This window comes from Parasphingorhabdus sp., from assembly GCF_036963805.1.
In the GTDB taxonomy this organism is placed as follows: Bacteria; Pseudomonadota; Alphaproteobacteria; order Sphingomonadales; family Sphingomonadaceae; genus Parasphingorhabdus.
In genome coordinates this window covers 146,245-163,147 of sequence record NZ_JBALUN010000005.1, presented here as the reverse complement: position 1 = coordinate 163,147, position 16,903 = coordinate 146,245, and the positions used below count along the sequence as shown (strand labels likewise).

At 52.9% G+C, this 16,903-nt stretch carries 17 protein-coding genes; 10 read left to right on the top strand and 7 right to left on the bottom strand.

Annotated elements, in window-relative coordinates:
- Positions 1–8 precede the first annotated feature (8 nt).
- Positions 9–893 (top strand): HpcH/HpaI aldolase/citrate lyase family protein, encoded by an 885-nt coding sequence (locus V7676_RS13640; RefSeq protein ID WP_335660252.1) that lies wholly within the window; start codon positions 9–11, stop codon positions 891–893.
- Positions 894–988: 95 nt separating this feature from the next.
- Positions 989–2,443, top strand: coding sequence for a coniferyl aldehyde dehydrogenase (locus tag V7676_RS13635; protein ID WP_335660251.1), 1,455 nt, complete (start codon positions 989–991; stop codon positions 2,441–2,443).
- Between the two features lie 136 nt (positions 2,444–2,579).
- Here the strand turns inward: V7676_RS13635 and V7676_RS13630 are convergent, their stop codons facing one another.
- From V7676_RS13630 to V7676_RS13610, 5 genes are all read right to left on the bottom strand, one after another.
- Positions 2,580–3,965 carry a DEAD/DEAH box helicase gene (locus tag V7676_RS13630; RefSeq protein ID WP_335660250.1) on the bottom strand — a complete coding sequence of 462 codons (1,386 nt, stop codon included), beginning with the start codon at positions 3,963–3,965 and terminating at the stop codon, positions 2,580–2,582.
- Between the two features lie 262 nt (positions 3,966–4,227).
- The gene (gene udk, locus V7676_RS13625) at positions 4,228–4,842 is read right to left on the bottom strand and encodes a uridine kinase (protein WP_335660249.1); all 615 of its coding nucleotides are present in this window, start codon (positions 4,840–4,842) and stop codon (positions 4,228–4,230) included.
- Complete coding sequence (locus V7676_RS13620; RefSeq protein ID WP_335660248.1) at positions 4,839–5,783, bottom strand: isopenicillin N synthase family dioxygenase; 945 nt, start codon at positions 5,781–5,783, stop codon at positions 4,839–4,841. Before V7676_RS13620 ends, udk begins: the two co-directional genes overlap by 4 nt.
- A gap of 43 nt (positions 5,784–5,826) precedes the next feature.
- On the bottom strand, positions 5,827–7,062 hold the full coding sequence (locus V7676_RS13615) for a NupC/NupG family nucleoside CNT transporter (RefSeq protein ID WP_335660247.1): 1,236 nt from the start codon (positions 7,060–7,062) through the stop codon (positions 5,827–5,829).
- 22 nt (positions 7,063–7,084) lie between these two features.
- Entirely contained in the window at positions 7,085–7,654 is a 570-nt protein-coding gene (locus V7676_RS13610; protein WP_335660246.1) for a TIGR00730 family Rossman fold protein, read from the bottom strand.
- A gap of 163 nt (positions 7,655–7,817) precedes the next feature.
- Here V7676_RS13610 and V7676_RS13605 point away from each other — a divergent pair, with 163 nt between their 5' ends.
- Both V7676_RS13605 and V7676_RS13600 read left to right on the top strand, forming a co-directional pair.
- Positions 7,818–8,459 carry a queuosine precursor transporter gene (locus V7676_RS13605; RefSeq protein WP_335660245.1) on the top strand — a complete coding sequence of 214 codons (642 nt, stop codon included), beginning with the start codon at positions 7,818–7,820 and terminating at the stop codon, positions 8,457–8,459.
- Positions 8,456–9,229 (top strand): hypothetical protein, encoded by a 774-nt coding sequence (locus tag V7676_RS13600; RefSeq protein WP_335660244.1) that lies wholly within the window; start codon positions 8,456–8,458, stop codon positions 9,227–9,229. The genes V7676_RS13605 and V7676_RS13600 overlap by 4 nt, the downstream gene beginning before the upstream one ends.
- Positions 9,230–9,242: 13 nt before the next feature.
- On the opposite strand, the gene V7676_RS13595 is transcribed toward V7676_RS13600, so the two are convergent.
- Together V7676_RS13595 and V7676_RS13590 are read right to left on the bottom strand one after the other, a co-directional pair.
- A complete protein-coding gene (locus V7676_RS13595) occupies positions 9,243–9,722 on the bottom strand; it encodes a c-type cytochrome (protein ID WP_335660243.1) in 480 nt (159 codons plus the stop codon).
- Positions 9,723–9,756: 34 nt separating this feature from the next.
- Positions 9,757–10,497 (bottom strand): hypothetical protein, encoded by a 741-nt coding sequence (locus V7676_RS13590; protein WP_335660242.1) that lies wholly within the window; start codon positions 10,495–10,497, stop codon positions 9,757–9,759.
- A 118-nt stretch (positions 10,498–10,615) separates the two neighbouring features.
- On the opposite strand from V7676_RS13590, the gene V7676_RS13585 reads away from it, so the two are divergent.
- Genes V7676_RS13585 through V7676_RS13560 form a run of 6 tightly spaced genes read left to right on the top strand, consistent with a single transcriptional unit; the run spans position 10,616 to position 16,847 of the window.
- The gene (locus V7676_RS13585) at positions 10,616–11,293 is read left to right on the top strand and encodes a hypothetical protein (protein WP_335660241.1); all 678 of its coding nucleotides are present in this window, start codon (positions 10,616–10,618) and stop codon (positions 11,291–11,293) included.
- Positions 11,290–12,588: a DUF4350 domain-containing protein gene (locus tag V7676_RS13580; protein ID WP_335660240.1), complete on the top strand. Its 1,299-nt coding sequence runs from the start codon at positions 11,290–11,292 to the stop codon at positions 12,586–12,588. The genes V7676_RS13585 and V7676_RS13580 overlap by 4 nt, the downstream gene beginning before the upstream one ends.
- Positions 12,585–13,541 carry an AAA family ATPase gene (locus V7676_RS13575; RefSeq protein ID WP_335660239.1) on the top strand — a complete coding sequence of 319 codons (957 nt, stop codon included), beginning with the start codon at positions 12,585–12,587 and terminating at the stop codon, positions 13,539–13,541. Before V7676_RS13580 ends, V7676_RS13575 begins: the two co-directional genes overlap by 4 nt.
- Entirely contained in the window at positions 13,538–14,857 is a 1,320-nt protein-coding gene (locus V7676_RS13570) for a DUF58 domain-containing protein (RefSeq protein ID WP_335660238.1), read from the top strand. Before V7676_RS13575 ends, V7676_RS13570 begins: the two co-directional genes overlap by 4 nt.
- The gene (locus V7676_RS13565) at positions 14,857–15,900 is read left to right on the top strand and encodes a stage II sporulation protein M (protein WP_335660237.1); all 1,044 of its coding nucleotides are present in this window, start codon (positions 14,857–14,859) and stop codon (positions 15,898–15,900) included. The genes V7676_RS13570 and V7676_RS13565 overlap by 1 nt, the downstream gene beginning before the upstream one ends.
- On the top strand, positions 15,897–16,847 hold the full coding sequence (locus V7676_RS13560) for an RDD family protein (protein ID WP_335660236.1): 951 nt from the start codon (positions 15,897–15,899) through the stop codon (positions 16,845–16,847). Before V7676_RS13565 ends, V7676_RS13560 begins: the two co-directional genes overlap by 4 nt.
- The last annotated feature ends 56 nt before the right edge of the window (positions 16,848–16,903 follow it).

Below are 16,903 nucleotides of genomic sequence, written 5' to 3'. Positions count from 1 at the left end.
TGCCCATTATGACCAACACAAACTCCCGTCCTCGCCGGTCCTCTCTCTATATGCCGGCGTCTAACGCGCGGGCTTTGGAAAAGGCTAAAACGCTGGCCGCAGATACGATCATCCTTGATCTCGAAGATGCAGTTGCTCCTGAATTTAAGGATAGCGCCAGAGATCAGGCGTGTGAGGCACTGGCGCTGGGTGATTATGGAGCCCGTGAGATGGTCATTCGGGTGAATGCTGTGGATACGCCCTGGTTCGCGCAGGATATGAAGAGCGTTTGTGCTAGTAAGGCCGATGCCATATTGGTCCCGAAAGTCTGCAGTGCTGCTGATATTATCGAGATTAACGCCATTATGGATCGCGAAAATAGCGGCGGCCCCATGAAACTATGGGCCATGATTGAAATGCCCCTCGCAATACTGAATATCGCAGAAATCGCGGGAATGGCGCATTCGACACGTCTGTCGGGCTTCATATTGGGGTTTAATGATCTGGCCAAAGAGATGCGGGCCGAACCGGACGCTTCTCGCGCGATTTTTCTGCCAGCAATGGCCCAAACGATTATGGCTGCACGGGCGCATGGCCTGATTGCGCTCGACAGCGTTTATAATGACTTTAACGATCCGGCAGGACTGGCGCAGGAATGCCAGCAAGCCAAAGCTTTTGGATTTGACGGAAAGTCTCTTATCCATCCGGCGCAGATTGATATTGCAAACCGCGAATTTGCGCCTGATGACAATAAAATCGCAGAGGCAAAGGCCATTATCGCGGCGTTCAGCGATCCGGAAAACGCGGGCAAAGGCGCTATTAGTATCAATGGTAAGTTGACCGAGTTATTGCATCTCGAACAGGCCAAAGAGACCTTGGCGCTGGCAGGCGCTATTGAAGGTGCTTCCGAATAAGCCGTTCCACCTCGACAAACTGCAAAAATATGGTTTAAGTAGTCAATTGAAACTAAAACCATAAGCGCAATAAAGCGCTTTGCAGGAGACGAACCATGGAAGCATTGGAAGCAGTTGCTGGCGAAGTAAGCAAAGACGAAATCATGGCTGCGTTTCAGGCGCAACGCGATGCTTTTCATGCGGAACTGCCCGTCAGTTATGAATCCCGAATGGACCGGATTAACCGGACGGCGCAGATGATTATCGATAATAAGGATGCGCTTTGCGAGGCGGTATCGAATGATTTCGGCCATCGCAGCAGCGTGCAAACCGTTATGACCGATTTAATGTCGGTCGTTGGTCATGCCAAGGATCACAAAAAGAATTTGAGAAAATGGATGCGTCCCGAAAAGCGCAAAATGGATTTTCCATTGGGTCTGTTGGGGGCCAGTGGAGCCGTGGAATATCAACCCAAAGGGGTTGTTGGCGTTATTGCGCCTTGGAACTTCCCGATAAACCTTGCCTTTGACCCGGCCATCGGCGCTTTTGGGGCTGGTAACCGGGTGATTATCAAATTTTCTGAATACTGTCCGGAAACCGGCGAATTAGTGAAGCAACTGGTTGCCAAATATTTTGCTCCAGAAGAGATGACGGTCATCACCGGCGGTCCGGAAACCGGTAAGGCTTTCTCTGAAATCCCTTGGGATCATCTGCTGTTTACCGGCGGCGGCGGGATTGCCAAGCATGTCATGGCAGCGGCAGCCAAAAATTTGACACCTGTGACCCTCGAACTAGGGGGCAAGTCGCCAACGATCATCGGACCGGACGCTGATATTCAAAAGGCGACACAGCGTATCGCCATGGGTAAAATGATGAATGCCGGCCAAATCTGCCTTGCGCCGGATTATCTTTTGGTTCCGGCGGATAAAGAAGATGCCGTTGTCGAAGGTATTGCTGCCAGCGTTGCGGAACAATATCCGACGATGATCTCGAATGATGATTATACCTCTGTGATTAATGGACGGCATAAAGAGCGCCTGCAGGGCTTGATCGACGATGCAGTTGCCAAGGGCGCAAAACAGACGGTGGTGAATCCGGGCGACGAAGATTTCTCGAACACTAACAGCAATAAAATGCCGCTGACGGTTTTACAGAACGTCAATGACGATATGCGGGTGATGCAGGAGGAAATTTTCGGCCCTGTTCTGCCGGTTAAAAGCTATCGCAATCTTGATGAAGTGGTCGATTACGTAAATGATCATGATCGCCCGCTTGGATTGTATTATTTTGGGGAAACCGAAGCCGACAAGCGCAAGATTCTCGATCGCACTATTTCAGGCGGGGTTACGGTTAACGATGTGATTTTCCACATTGCTCAACATGATCTGCCGTTCGGCGGCGTTGGTCCTTCGGGCATGGGCGCCTATACCGGCCCGGATGGCTTCAAAGAGTTCAGCCATGCAAAGGCAGTTTATCGCCAACCTAAAGTCAATATTGCGAAAATTGCTGGCTTTCTTCCACCCTATGGCGCGACGACTGAGAAGACTATGAAGCAGCAGATGAAGCTCTGATACCAGGCAAAGACGAGCGTTCTCCCGAAAAACCGCGCGTAAACTTAAGTGCCTAAAACGACAAAACGCGGCGAATATGATGTCGCCGCGTTTTGCGTTTTAGTGAAGTGGGCCGATGCCCGATCAGGCTGACCGATTAAGCGTCGGCTTTGCGTGTTTGACGGCGCTTGAATGATTTCGCGCCGTTGTTCCAGTGCTTGGGACCATCGGAGCTGGCACCGGCATTGGAACCCGGTCCACCGCGACCGCTTCCGCCACCACCGCCGCTAGGACGGCCTTTGCGGGAGCTATGCTTATTTTTCGATGGGCCGCTACGTGTTGGTGTTGCACCGAATTTCTTAGGCTTCTGGCCATAGATACGGGAAGGTACTTCTTCGCGCATAGGCTCGTCATAGCCTTCCGGTAGCGCAATCACATCCGGTTTTACACCGGTTAGCTTGACAACATCGCGGAGGAACTGGCGTTCATCCGGTGCAACGAGTGAGTAGGAAATGCCCGAAGCGCCGGCACGCGCCGTCCGGCCGATACGGTGAACATATTGTTCAGACACATTGGGCATATCGAAATTGATGACATGGGTGATGCCATCAACATCAATCCCGCGTGCCGCAATATCAGTGGCGACGAGAATGTTGATCTTGCCCTTTTTAAAGTCACCCAAAGCGCGTTCGCGCTGTGGTTGGCTCTTATTACCATGAATGGCTGCACTATGAATGCCAACTGCCATCAGGTTTTTGACGACCTTGTCCGCACCATGTTTGGTCTGGGTAAAGACCAGCATGTGATCCGGATTTTCCTTGTTCACAAAATCTTTTAACAGGCGCTGTTTGTCATCCTGATTGATAAAGGTAACGCGTTGGTCAACCCGTTCGGCAGTGGTCGATTGCGGGGCAACCGACACCTGAACCGGATTGGTCAGGAACTGATCGGCGAGTTGGGAAATCGTCTTGGGCATCGTGGCCGAGAAGAACAGGCTCTGGCGCTGTTTTGGCAGCAAGGGCACGATCTTCTTCAGCGGAACGATAAAGCCAAGGTCCAGCATCTGGTCGGCTTCGTCGAGAACCAATATCTCGACCTTGCTCAGATTGAGGCAGCGTTGGTCCACCAGATCAAGCAGACGGCCCGGTGTTGCCACCAGCACATCGACACCGCGCTCCAATATGCGTTTTTGCCGGTTAATCGGAACGCCGCCAAAAGCAGAGGTAATGAACATGCCAAGGCCTTTAGAATAGCCGGTCATGCTGTCGGCAATTTGTCGTGCGAGTTCGCGTGTTGGTGCAAGCACCAGCATCCGGCATTCATAACGGCCGGCCTTGCGCTTGTCGGTCAGCAGGTGATGGAGAGATGGCAGCGAGAAAGCAGCGGTCTTGCCGGTGCCGGTTTGGGCAATACCCAAAATGTCTTTGCCTTCGAGCGCTGGCGGAATCGCCTGCTGCTGAATGGGAGAGGGGGTGGTGTAGCCGCCTTCGGCCACGCGTTTTTGGATAGGTTCCGCAAGAGCGAAATCAGAAAAATTAGTCAAAAATAATACCTTAATATAAGCAGCCAGTGGGCGCAGCACGAGAATAACTCATGTGCGCGTTCGCCGTCGGTTAAGACGACCCGCGTGATCAGGCTGCCGGAAAAATGAGAAGCAATGAAGGCGATAGGTTCGAGATGGGTTTGCATCTCTCACGCAGAACTTTCGCCAGACAGTGTCTGCCTTTGCTGCGATGCAACATAGAGGCAATCGATATGAAGTCAAGCTATTTGATTATTGCGCTGCCATGATCATAACTTGCGGCCTATATCTCACGCAGCGCGGCGAGTATCGGTTCGATATTATATAAGTGCGCTGCGTCAGAGCTACCATTTTCTATGATTATATCTGCATATATCTTCGATGGCTCGACAAATTTATTGTGCATCGGGTTAACTTGATCTGCGAATATCCTTCGAACGGATTCGGCCGTTCTGCCACGTTCACGAACATCACGTTCCAATCGCCGCTCAAATCGTTTCTGGCTCTCACATTTCACGAAGATCGACAAATCAAAAAGGTGGCGCAGGGGTTCATGATGCAGAATTAAAATGCCGTCTACCAATATGATCGGGCGCGGTTCGGTCAGCTCCGTTTCCGCTTTGGGCATATGGGTGGCGAAATTATAGAGTGGCCGTTCGATAGACTGGCCCTTTTTCAAAAGCTCCAACTGCGTACACATTGTATCAAAATCAACCGCATCGGGATGATCGAAATTGGGACCGCCTTTGCCTTGCGGCGCATCGCCAAGGCCAAAGAAATAATCATCCTGCGGCAGTACAACACATATACCCGGGCCCAATGCTTTATAGATGTGATGGGTTAGCGTTGTTTTACCGGAACAGCTTCCACCGCAAATGCCAACGATTTTGGGGCTCATGCCAACCCAATTTCGCGCAAGCGTTCCATCAGATAGTCATCGGCGGTGATCGGGTTCGGATAGAGATTGGGATGATCCGCATCGATACATTGCGGCAATGTTTCAATTAGATAATCGGGCCGGAAATGCAGGAAAAACGGCATGGAATAGCGGGAATGCACCCGCCGTTCCGGTGCAGGATTGACAACGCGGTGAGTCGTCGATGGCAGACGACCATTGGTCAGCCGTTGCAACATGTCCCCAATATTGACGGCAAGCTCACCCGGTTTTGGCGTGACGGGCCGCCAATTGCCCTTTTTGTCGAGCAGTTCGAGTCCGGCCTCTTCGGCACCGATGAGCAAGGTAATCGCATTTATATCTTCATGCGCGGCGGCGCGCACAGCGGGCGAATTTTCTGGCACGGGTGGATAATGGATCAGGCGCAAGATGCTGTTCCCATCGCGCACGGTGTCGTCAAAAAATCCTGATTCTAATTCCAGAAAGCGCGCAATTGCTTCCAATATGCGCTGACCCGCTGTGTCAAAGGCGGCGAAGAGTTTCAGATAGCAATCGCGAAAGCCGTCCACTTCCTCGGGCCAGATATTCGCGCTCATAATCCGTTCAAAATCATGGCCGCTCGGCAACTCCCGGCCGATATGCCAAAATTCCTTCAGATCGGAAATGTTGGAATCCTTCGCAGCTTCCGTCCCGAAAGGCGTATAGCCCCGCGCTCCGCCGCCGCCGGGAATATGATATTTGCGCTTCACATCTTCGGGCAATGCGAAAAAGGCGCGGGACATTTGTTCCGCTTTTTCGATTAGGCTATCCGATATGCCGTGGTCCGAGATAACCGCAAAACCCCAGTCGGAAAACGACTGACCGACCCGAGCAGCAAACGCATCTTTGTCCTTATCGGCTAGAGCGAGCGAGATGGATGATAATGTGTCATAGGGGATAGACATGACGCTATGATGCTCCGCTAAACGGGTTTGTCAATCTATCGGTTCAACCGATGGATAATAATAAGCCAGCCAATGCCGCGCTCATCAGATTGGCGAGCGAACCTGCCGCCAATGCTCTGAGGCCAAGACGTGCAATGACGGGCCGCTGGTTGGGGGCCAGTCCGCCAGTGACGGCCAGTTGAATGGCGATGGACAGGAAATTGGCAAAACCGCACAGAGCAAAGGTCACGATCGCAATGGTAATCGGGGACAATGCATCTCCCATGTCGCCTAGATCGTTAAAGGCGACAAATTCATTCAAAACCACTTTGGTGCCGAACAGGCCGCCAGCGGCAAATGCTTCGTCCCACGGCACACCCAATAGAAACATGATCGGGGCGAATACATAGCCGATAAGTTGCTGGAAGCTCAGGTCGGGTTGACCAAACCATCCGCCAACACCGCCCAATATTCCGTTAGCTAAAGCCACCAAGGCTACAAATGCCAAAACCATCGCGCCAACAGCCACTGCAATTTTTACGCCCGTCTGCGCGCCCATGGATGCGGCCATGATGATATTGGCTGGCTTTTCTTCCTCAAAATCAACCGCAACGACCAATTCTTCGGGCGCTGTGGCATCGGGATCATCCGGCATGATGATTTTTGCCATTAATATGCCGCCGGGAGCCGACATGAAAGCGGCTGCCAGCAGATAGTCGATACGGATACCCATGGAAGCATAAGCGGCCAATATTGTTCCGGCTACACCGGCCATGCCAACGCTCATTACTGTAAATAGTTGCGATTCCGTGAGGTTCGCTAAATAGGGCCGGATAACCAATGGCGATTCCGATTGGCCGACGAAGATATTCGCAGCGGCGCATAAGGATTCCACTTTGGATATGCCGGTTACTTTCTGGATTCCGCCGCCAACCCATTTGATGATGAATTGCATGACACCCAGGTAATAGAGGATTGAGATGAGCGCAGAGAAAAAGATAATTACGGGCAGCGCAGCAATAGCAAAGCTGGTTCCGCCCATTTCCGGGCTGGCCAGCGGTCCGAATATGAAATTGGTTCCATCAGCCGCATAGCCCAAAAGATTGGAAACACCCGTGGACATGGCCTGTATGATATTTTTTCCGGCGGGGACATATAATACCAGCACGGCAATGCTGGCCTGTAGCGCGAAAGCGGCACCGACCACGCGAAGTCGGATATTACGCCGACCAGTCGATAGCGCGAATGCAAGAAGAAGGATGACGGCCATGCCAGCCAAGCTGGTAAGGATGGACGTCATACGCGCTGCCCTTCTATCATAGCTACCACGTCACTTCGCCGTCGAATCCGGTATAAGCAGCGGTCAATTGGTCGAGTATATCATTGATATCGTCGCTTAAAATCAACTGTTCGCGCCGCGCTGCGGACATAAAACCTTGTCCCGCAACATTATCGAGAAATGTGGTGAGGGAATCCCAATAGCCGTTTACATTTAGCAGCCCGATCGGCTTGCCGTGATAGCCCAGCGCTTTCCAGGTCCATGCTTCAAATAGCTCGTCCAAAGTGCCAATGCCGCCCGGTATAGCGATAAAACCATCGGTGAGTTCGGTCATTTTTGCTTTGCGCTCGTGCATAGAGGTCACGATATGGAGCTCGGTCAAGCCGGTATGTGCGACCTCATGGTCTCTCAGCATTTCGGGAATGACACCATAGACTTTACCGCCGCCCGCCAGCACGGAATCGGCAATAATCCCCATCAAGCCCAATCGTCCACCGCCAAAGACGAGATCAATGCCGCGTTCGACCATGATCTGGCCCAAAATTTTTGCTGTCTCGGCAAAAGCAGGGTCACCCCCGGCACTTGAACCGCAATAAACCGCTAGTCTTTGCACAAATTCCCCTTTGTACCGACATTTGCTTCAATGAGTTTAGCAGAATCAAGCCAAAAACCCTCTTATTTCCTCCCTAGAGCAAAATGGTAGAGAGTCACGTTTCCTTTTTTCCTACCGGGTTTTGCTACTATTTTTTCCATAAAGACCACGCTAGGCCATCAACATGACAGAAACTCCGAATAATAGTCTCATACCGCGCTCCCTTTTTGTTTTTGCTGTCCTTTATGGCGGCATGACCTGTATCGCCGGAATATTGGGTTCGAAACAGGTAGCGTTGGGACCATTGGCTGTAGAAGCTGGAATTTTCCCGTTTCTTTTGCTGGTCGTATTGTCCAGCTCGGTGGCTGAATTACATGGCCGGGAAGTTGCCAACCGGCTCGTACGTTTCGGTTTTATCCCGCTTATTACCGCGATTATCCTAATTCGCATTGTGCTGGAATTGCCGACTGATCCGGGCATGTATGAACCCGCCAAAGAGGCCTTCCCGATTATTTTGTCACAGGGGTCACGGCTGATGTTTGCGGGTATTATCGCTTATGGCGTCTCGCAATTTCTGAATGTCTATATATTTTCTCGACTGACGGCGATGAAGGGCGGCTTGATCGCGCTACGAGCATCCATTGCCAGCGCGCTGTCGCAGGTAGTGGATACGCTTATTTTTATCACCATCGCCTTTTACGGCGAGCGCCCCATTGGCGAATTGCTGGTCGGGCAGGGGACTGCCAAAGTGGTGTTATCCTTTGTGCTGGTGCCGTTTCTGATCGTGTTTTTCGTCAAGCTAGGCAAACGGCTCGATACGAAATGAATCTGGCACGCCTTTTATCGCTAATCCTATTGGTGTTCCTATGTGCTTGCACCGCGCCCGCGACCGAGGAAAAGCCTGCGCCGGGCATTAATATTGTCACGGTCATCGGTGCAATTCATGGACAGCATCGCCGCAGTGATGGCTATTCTCTGTCGATTTTGAAGGCCGCAATCGTTAGATTTAATCCTGATATTATCATGATCGAACTGCCGCCCGAACGTTTCGCCACGGCATCCGCAAATTATGAGCAATTTAGAGAAGTACGGGAAACTAGGGCCGATGATTTTCCAGAGCTCACCGATGTCGTATTTCCGCTGCGACAGGAATTGGGTTTTGCAATAGTTCCGGTTGCGGCGTGGACGCAGAAAATTGCGGATGACCGGCGCGCAGCCTTGGCGCAGCTAGAAAAAGATTCCGCACGAACGAAAGACTTGGCGGCGTATCAGGCCGCAATCGCGGCCTATAATAAGGCGGTCGGCGGCCGTTCTGCAGATCCTGTGTTCATCCATAGCGCGGCCTATGATAGTATTGTGAAAGCGCGGCAGGAGGCTTATGACAAGCTGTTCGGTAATGATCTTGGTCCGGGTAGCTGGCAGAATATCAACATGGCCCATTTTCAGAAAATCGGCACTGCATTGGATGAGGTAAAGGGTCAGGAAAAACGGGTGCTCATCCTCTTCGGCGCGTTGCATAAATATTGGTTTCAAGAGCAATTAGCCGCACGGAATGATATCCAACTGCGTGGTGCAGCGGAGCTATTCGCGGATTGAATCAGAGGTTTGCTTAATTGGCTGATGCATTCTCAATATACGCAATAATGGCTTCACGTTTTGCCGCGTCAGCAATGGGGCCAATCATCATGGTTGTTCCGGAAACCTTGGCGGCGGGATTTGTCAGGAAGCTGCTAATCTCTGCTTTGGTCCAAGTGATGCCGGAGGATTTCATAGCGCCGGAATAAGAGAAGCCCGTAACGCTGCCAGCGGTGCGGCCGATCACACGATTGAGGTTGGGGCCAATACGGTTGCCGGCCCCTTTCTCTACCGTATGGCAGACGGCGCAGGTGTTAAAGGCCGTTTTTCCGGACGCAATCAAATCCGCTGATGCATTGCTTGGTGCGGCATCCTGGACTTCCCCGACCTTTTCATCGGTCGCATTAGGCTCGCGGACGACGATCTGTTCGACGGGCTCTGGCGTCGGATCAGACCCGCAAGCACTTAATGTAATAACGGTAGCCAGCGCGGATGCGCGAAAATATGCTCTCATCAATCGTCCCTTTAAAATAACAACTCAAATAGTTTTAGGCGAAAACATCGGCCAATAAGCTGCTATCCGTGCCTTCTTTCGCCGTCCGCAGGTCGACATAAATGGCTGCGATACCCGCCCCTTGAAGCGCACCGGTGATGGTATTCACGATTGTGGCGACGAGGACGGATGCCGTAACGCTGAATAAGCTGAGTGCGCCCCCGATCCCGCCGATGATGGAGGCGATAATAACAAAGATGATCATCAATAAAAAGATCATGCCTTTAGAGCCGCGGGTCAATTCTGCGCTGCGTTTCAAGGACTCCATGATCCCTTTATCCTCGGCCATCATAACGGGCGCAGCAATAATCCACATGAGATAGAGAATGACGCCGGGAATGAAGAAAAACATAAACCCCAGTACGATGCCCAAACCAAAGACGATGCCAAGCCCGATTAGAGGCAGAAATTTGCGGACCGCCTGCTTGACGCAATCTCCCAGATTAATCTCGTCGTTGCCCAAATCAGTCAAAGTCGCGACGATCAACGTCGCTTGCAGGACAACGGACAGGAACATGAAAACGAAAAAACTGATCAATCCGGTAATGATAAGGGCCGGTGAGGCAAAGGCGCCTGCCAATGTTGTGGCACTGCCCTGGATATATTGCATGGCTGCATTGGGCAGGCCGACGATTAGCAAGGACAGGCCAAGGAACACCACTGGATTGCGGCTTATCACCCCGAATGTATTGGTTAGTACCCGGCCAATATCGAGCTTGCCTGGTGCCTCTGCCATATTTCTACCCCCAAATTATATGAGGTTCAGATTGTCATAACGGGAAGGGGGAGTAAAGTCTGCAAATCCATCCATCTTCCTACTTGCCCCAGCCTGTGGTTTCTGCAACATCTTGGCCGTGGCAAAAGGCGCAATAGTTCAGGATGATAAGGGGAACGCTTCTTTTGACGCCGCGTGGAAAGATGTGCGTGCGGATGACGATATCCAGTTTACCAATATCATTCCCGAACCAAAGGAAGCTCCACCGGAATGGTGGACGGATTTTTTGAAATGGTTGAGCGATGCACTCGCTCCTGTGGCAGAGGTGATCGTAACTGCATGGCCGGTACTCCGGATCATATTGTTAGTGCTTTTGGCGGCAGGCGTCTTGACGCTGTTATGGGTGATATTATCCCCCTATTGGCAGCAATGGCGCAGCCGCAAGCCTAAGCAGGAAGAAGATATTTGGCGGCCCGACCAAGCCGAAGCACGCCAATTGCTGGAGGAGGCGGACGCGCTGGCAGGTCAAGGGCAGTTTGAGGAAGCAGCGCATCTACTGTTATTTCGCAGCATTGAAGATATCGAAAAACGCCGCCCCGACCTTTTACGGCCGTCCAATACTGCGCGCGAGATTGAACGGTTTGATAGCTTGCCCGAGCCTGCGCGCGCGATGTTTACCGTGATTGCCGGGCATGTAGAGCGTGGAATTTTTGCTACCACGCCTATTGGGGAAGAAGGCTGGACGGCATCACGCGAAGCTTATGGCGCATTCGCACTCCCAGAGACATGGCGTAAACCGAAAGCCGGTCGGAAATGAGCGTTCAGGCCAATCCCTTCAAGCGCACGACGATCATTATCATGTTCGCGGTCGGTTTCGCCGCCTTTGTTGCTCTACTTTATGGCTTAGGGGTAGGGGACCGGTTTGCATCTGGCAAAAATGGACAGGCGCACGGTGCCTCCAATAGCCTCGTCGGTTACAAGGCACTGGCCGATCTCATGCGTAAAACCGGCATTGACGTTCAATACTCACGGACAGCGGGCGGTATTGATAATCGGGGATTGTTGATCCTGACGCCCGGCCCCTATGCCGATGCCGAAGATGTGGCGCAGGTTATGCAGGATCGTGCCTATGTCGGGCCAACCATGATCATCTTGCCCAAATGGCAAGTCATGGATGCTGCCGATCCTCGGATAAAAAAAGGATGGGTCCAGCGTTTAGAGACATTGGGCGGCGATTCCGGCCAGTCGATGTTGAAGAACATTGCGGACGTAGAAATTGCCGGGGACAAAACCACCCAAGCGCAACCGAAATCGCGGCCGCTAACGAGGTCCGCCGTTGGTGGGCCGGTTAAAATACCGGAAAGCCCGGTCTCTATTACGGGCGATTATATCCGTACGGTCGTTCCTAATCAAAAAGGTGACGGCGCTTTGGTGGCCTATCTGGATGACGGCGGGGTTTATGCGCAGCTTGATAGCTTGGATGAATCGCGGATTACCGATGAAGAGGATGTTGACGCGTCCCGTTATCCGCTCGTGCTGGTTGCTGATGCGGATTTGATGAATAACACGGGCATGGCGGATAAGCAGACCGCCAAACATGCACTGGCCCTGATCGCAGCGACGGGGATAGGCGCGGGCGAGGTGGTGACTTTTGATCTGACGTTTAATGGTCTCGGAAGCTCAGAAAATCTTCTGACCCTTGCATTTCAGCCACCGTTTTTATCGGCCACCATTTGCCTGATTATTGCTGCGATGGCGGCGGCATGGATGGCATTTAACCGATTTGGGCCGCCTGCGCGCGAACGGCGCAGCATTGATTTCGGCAAGACTGCGCTGGTCAATAACAGCGCCGGTTTTATCCACCGGATGCAACGCGAACATCTTGTCGCCGCTCCCTATGGAGAGATGATCCGAGCCGAGGCTATCCATGCCATAGGCCTGTCACCGGGTGCAGACCGGATGACGGTCAACGCAAAGCTGGATGCGCTGGGCGAAGTGGACGGCAGCCGGTTCTCCGTCTTGCTCGCAAATCTTAATCAGGCCCAAAATTCTCGCGAAACCGCTCAATATGCAGCGGCGCTCTATCATTGGAAAAAGGAAATTATAGGATGAATATCGGGGAACTGAAAACGCTGGCGGATAATATTCGCGGGGAAGTCGCAAAGGCAATTATCGGGCAGGAAGAAATTATCGACCATTTGCTGATCGCGCTATTTTCCTCTGGCCATGTGTTGCTCGAAGGGCCGCCGGGAACCGCGAAGACATTTCTCGCGCAATGTTTTGCGGCGACGCTCAGCCTTGATTTCGGGCGCATCCAATTTACCCCTGATCTGATGCCCGGCGATATTGTGGGTTCCAATCTTTTCAATTTTCAGACCAGCACATTCACTCTGACCCGTGGCCCGATTTTCTGTGATCTGTTGCTTGCCGATGAAATCAACCGTACGCCGCCGAAAACGCAGGCCGCGATGTTGGAGGCAATGCAGGAACGCGCCGTGACTATTGATGGTGAGACCCATGCGCTCTCTTCACAATTTATGGTGGTTGCGACGCAAAACCCGATTGAACAACAAGGGGTCTACCCATTGCCGGAAGCGCAGTTGGACCGGTTTCTGTTCAAACTGTTGATCGAATATCCCAGTGTCGAGGAAGAAAAGAAAATCGTCATGCAATATGGCGAGCGAATTGGTGCACCGGGACCGGGCGATTTTGGCATTGCTCCACAGGTGGACGAAAAGACTCTTGTTGCCGCCGCAACGGCGGTCCAGTCGGTGAAGCTGGTGGATGATGTGATAGATTATATCGTTCGGCTGATCCGCGCGACCCGCGAGACTGCTGACCTTGAAAATGGCGCGAGTCCCCGTGCCGCGATTATGCTGGCGACTGCGGCGCGTGCGCGGGCGGCGATATCGGGGCGGGACTATGTGTTGCCGGATGATGTCAAAGCACTCGCCCCATCCGTGCTGCGCCACCGCACCATCTTGTCCCCTGCGGCAGAGATAGAAGGTCGCCGCGTCGATACGATCATCGAAGCATTGGTGGAACGGACGGAAGCGCCGCGTTGATCTATCCGACTGCCCGTGCTGTTCTGTTAATCGCTATTGGCGCGCCGGTTGCGGCTGTGCTGGCGGCGCTGATGCCGAACCTGTGGGCATTGGGGATTGCGTGGGCCGGGATGTTGATGCTGTTGTTGACCATTGATGGCTTGATCGCTGCCAAAGCAGGAAATGTGCAATTGGCTGCGCCCAAGTCGGCTGAAATCGGGGCGCCGCTGAAACTCGGTGTGCAGGCGGAATTTTTCGGGCTGATGGCACCGCGCATGGTCAGCGGAAATTTGGGCGTCGATGACCGGCTTTCCGACAATGGCCGCGTGGAATTTACGCTTATGCGCCCGGCATCCAAAGAACGCATGTATAGCGGCACTGCAACGACAACCCCGAACCGGCGAGGAGAAGGGGATATTGGAAAGCTCTGGCTGCGCTGGAAGGGCCCGTTGGGTCTCGCGTGGCGCCAAACCTCCACAAAAAGTGACCAGTCTGTTGCTATCATACCGAATATCTCGGCGGTGCGCAGCCCGACTGTACAAATGTTCATGCGTGATTCCGTTTTCGGCCTGCTGGCACGCAAATTCCGCGGCGAGGGCAGCGAGTTTGAAGCGCTGGCAGAATATCAACCCGGCATGGACCGGCGGAGTATCGATTGGAAAGGGTCTGCGCGGCACAGCAAATTGCTCGCCAAGGAATATGACACCGAGCGGAATAACCAGATTGTGTTCGCTCTGGATTGCGGGTCGGCGATGTGTGAGCCGATTGACGGACTGCCGCGCATTGACCGCGCTGTTTCGGCGGCATTGTTGACAGCCTATATCACCCTTAAATCTGGCGATAAGACGAGCCTGTTCAGTTTCGCCGCCAAACCGGAATTATCGACGCCCTTCCTGTCGGGTAGCCGTAATTTTTTCCGGTTGCAGCAAGATGCCGCGACGATTGATTACCGGCATCAGGAAAGCAATTATACATTGGCATTATCGGCCTTGTCACAGCGGTTGAAGCGCCGGTCGCTGATCATCATTTTTACCGACTTTACTGATCCGACCAGCGCAGATTTGATGCTGGAGGCAGCAGGGCGGTTGATTGATAAGCATCTGGTGTTATTTGTAGTGCTGAAGGATGAAGAGCTGTCCGAATTTATCGACAAGCAACCCGAAAGTGCTGAAGATGTGGCACGCAGCGTGACCGCGCAAAGTCTGCTCGACCAGAAACGATTGGTCGTTTCCCGCCTGCAGCATATGGGTATTGATGTGATCGAAGGCGCGCATAAAGATATCGGCACGAAGCTGATTAACAGCTATCTCAAAATCAAACGGCGGGGAGCGATCTGATGGCTGATACTATCATCGAACCCGGCGCGGAGCAGACTATCGAAACGGCCGCGCTTAAAAGTGACCGTTTTCGCTTGGAGCGGGAAGCTGATTGGATCCGTCTCGAAGATATTGTGACCAAGATGGAAAAGGGCAAAGCCAAGCGGTTAAGCGATGAGGATGTTCTCGCGCTCCCCACTTTGTACCGGACCCTATTGTCGAGCCTGTCCATTGCGCGCGAAAGCTCGCTGGATGCGGGATTAATTGACTATCTTGAAGGCTTGGCGCTGCGGTCCTATTTTCTGGTTTACGGCACCCAAACCAGCCTTGGCCGCTGGCTCAAGGAGTTTTTCGGAGGTGGTTGGAGCCGTGCGATCCGCGACATAAAAATGGATATCTGGATAGCGCTATCCGTCATGATTGCCGGAACCTTGATCGGCTATCTGCTGGTTGCGGGTGACAGTGATTGGTTTTATGCGCTGGTTCCCGGGAATTTCTCTGACGTACGCGTGCCGGGCGCGAGTGAAGCGGCGCTGCGCGGGACGTTGTTCGGGGCGGATAAACAAAACGGGCTTGGTGTATTCGCAGCCTTTTTGTTCAGCAATAACGCGCAGGTTGCCATATTGGCTTTTGCGCTAGGCTTTGCCTTTGCGATACCCAGCATATTGCTGCTCATTCACAATATGGCGCTCATGGGCGCGATGCTCTGGGTATTTGCCCAGCGCGGATTGACGGTTGAATTTGTCGGCTGGCTTTCGATCCATGGTACGACCGAATTATTCGCAATATTATTGGCCGGGGCAGCCGGCATTCATGTCGGGCGCTCCATCGCCTTTCCCGGTGACAAATCCCATCTCACCGCAGCCAGCGATGCGGGCAAGCGCGCAGCCCTTGTGATGGCAGGTGTGGTGATCATGCTCATCTGTGCAGGCCTATTAGAAGGCTTCGCGCGTCAGCTTATCAACGATACCGGCATACGGTATCTGGTGGGCGCTTCCATGCTAATATTCTGGCTGGTTTATTTCTTCGTCTTTGGCCGCAAACGGATGGAGATCGGGTCATGAATAGCAGGGCAGCCGACCCGTGGATCAGGCGGTCCTCCAATCCTAAGCTCGATCGCATTATGGTATCGCCAGAAGGTATCCCGCTCAACGTGACAGTGGCAACGGCCGGTGCGCGCGCCGGAGCCTTGACGCTGGATATTATCATCATCTTGGGTCTGATCTTCATCGTAACTTTGCTTGGGCTTATGGCAATATGGGGCTTAGAGTCTGCATTTGGTGACGGAATGACTTTGGAAGCAGGCGGTCCACTGGGCTTTGTCGCGGTGCTTTGGATTATTGCGGTTTTCCTCTTTCGTAACGCCTATTTTCTTTATTTCGAGCTGGGGGACCGCGCGGCCACTTGGGGAAAACGCGCGGTTGGTATCAGGGTCGCGGCCCGTGATGGCGGGCGTCTAACCGCCGAAGCGGTGATTGCGCGCAATATCATTCGTGATATCGAACTATTCCTGCCCTTAGTCTTCATCACGTCCGGCGAGGCAAATGGATCGATGAGCGATTTTACCGCTTGGGCAGGCTTTTTATGGGTGCTGATGTTTTTGCTATTCCCGCTATTTAACAAAGACCGGCTGCGTTGCGGGGATTTAATCGCGGGAACTTGGGTCATCCAGAATGTGAAAAAGAATCTGGGCGGTGTTGTCGCGCCTTCTGCTGAAGCAGCCGGCAATCTTGTCACCGGACCAGCAGCGCCTCGCTACGAATTTTCCGATGCCGACCTGTCGGTCTATGGGGAATATGAATTGCAGACGCTGGAGAGCGTGTTGCGAACCGGAACCGACGAAGCGCTTGAAACCGTCACCCGCTCGATCTGCAACAAAATCGGATGGGAGCCGGGTAGCGGCGATGAGCGGATATTTCTCGAAGCTTATTATACCGCCCTGAGGGCGAAGCTTGAGCGCGGCATGCGTTTCGGGAAACGGCGTAAGGACAAATTTTCAGACGGCATTTAAGGAGTCGATTAAATCCATTGCGGAATCTCACCGATTTATTTTCGATGGGGGCCTTG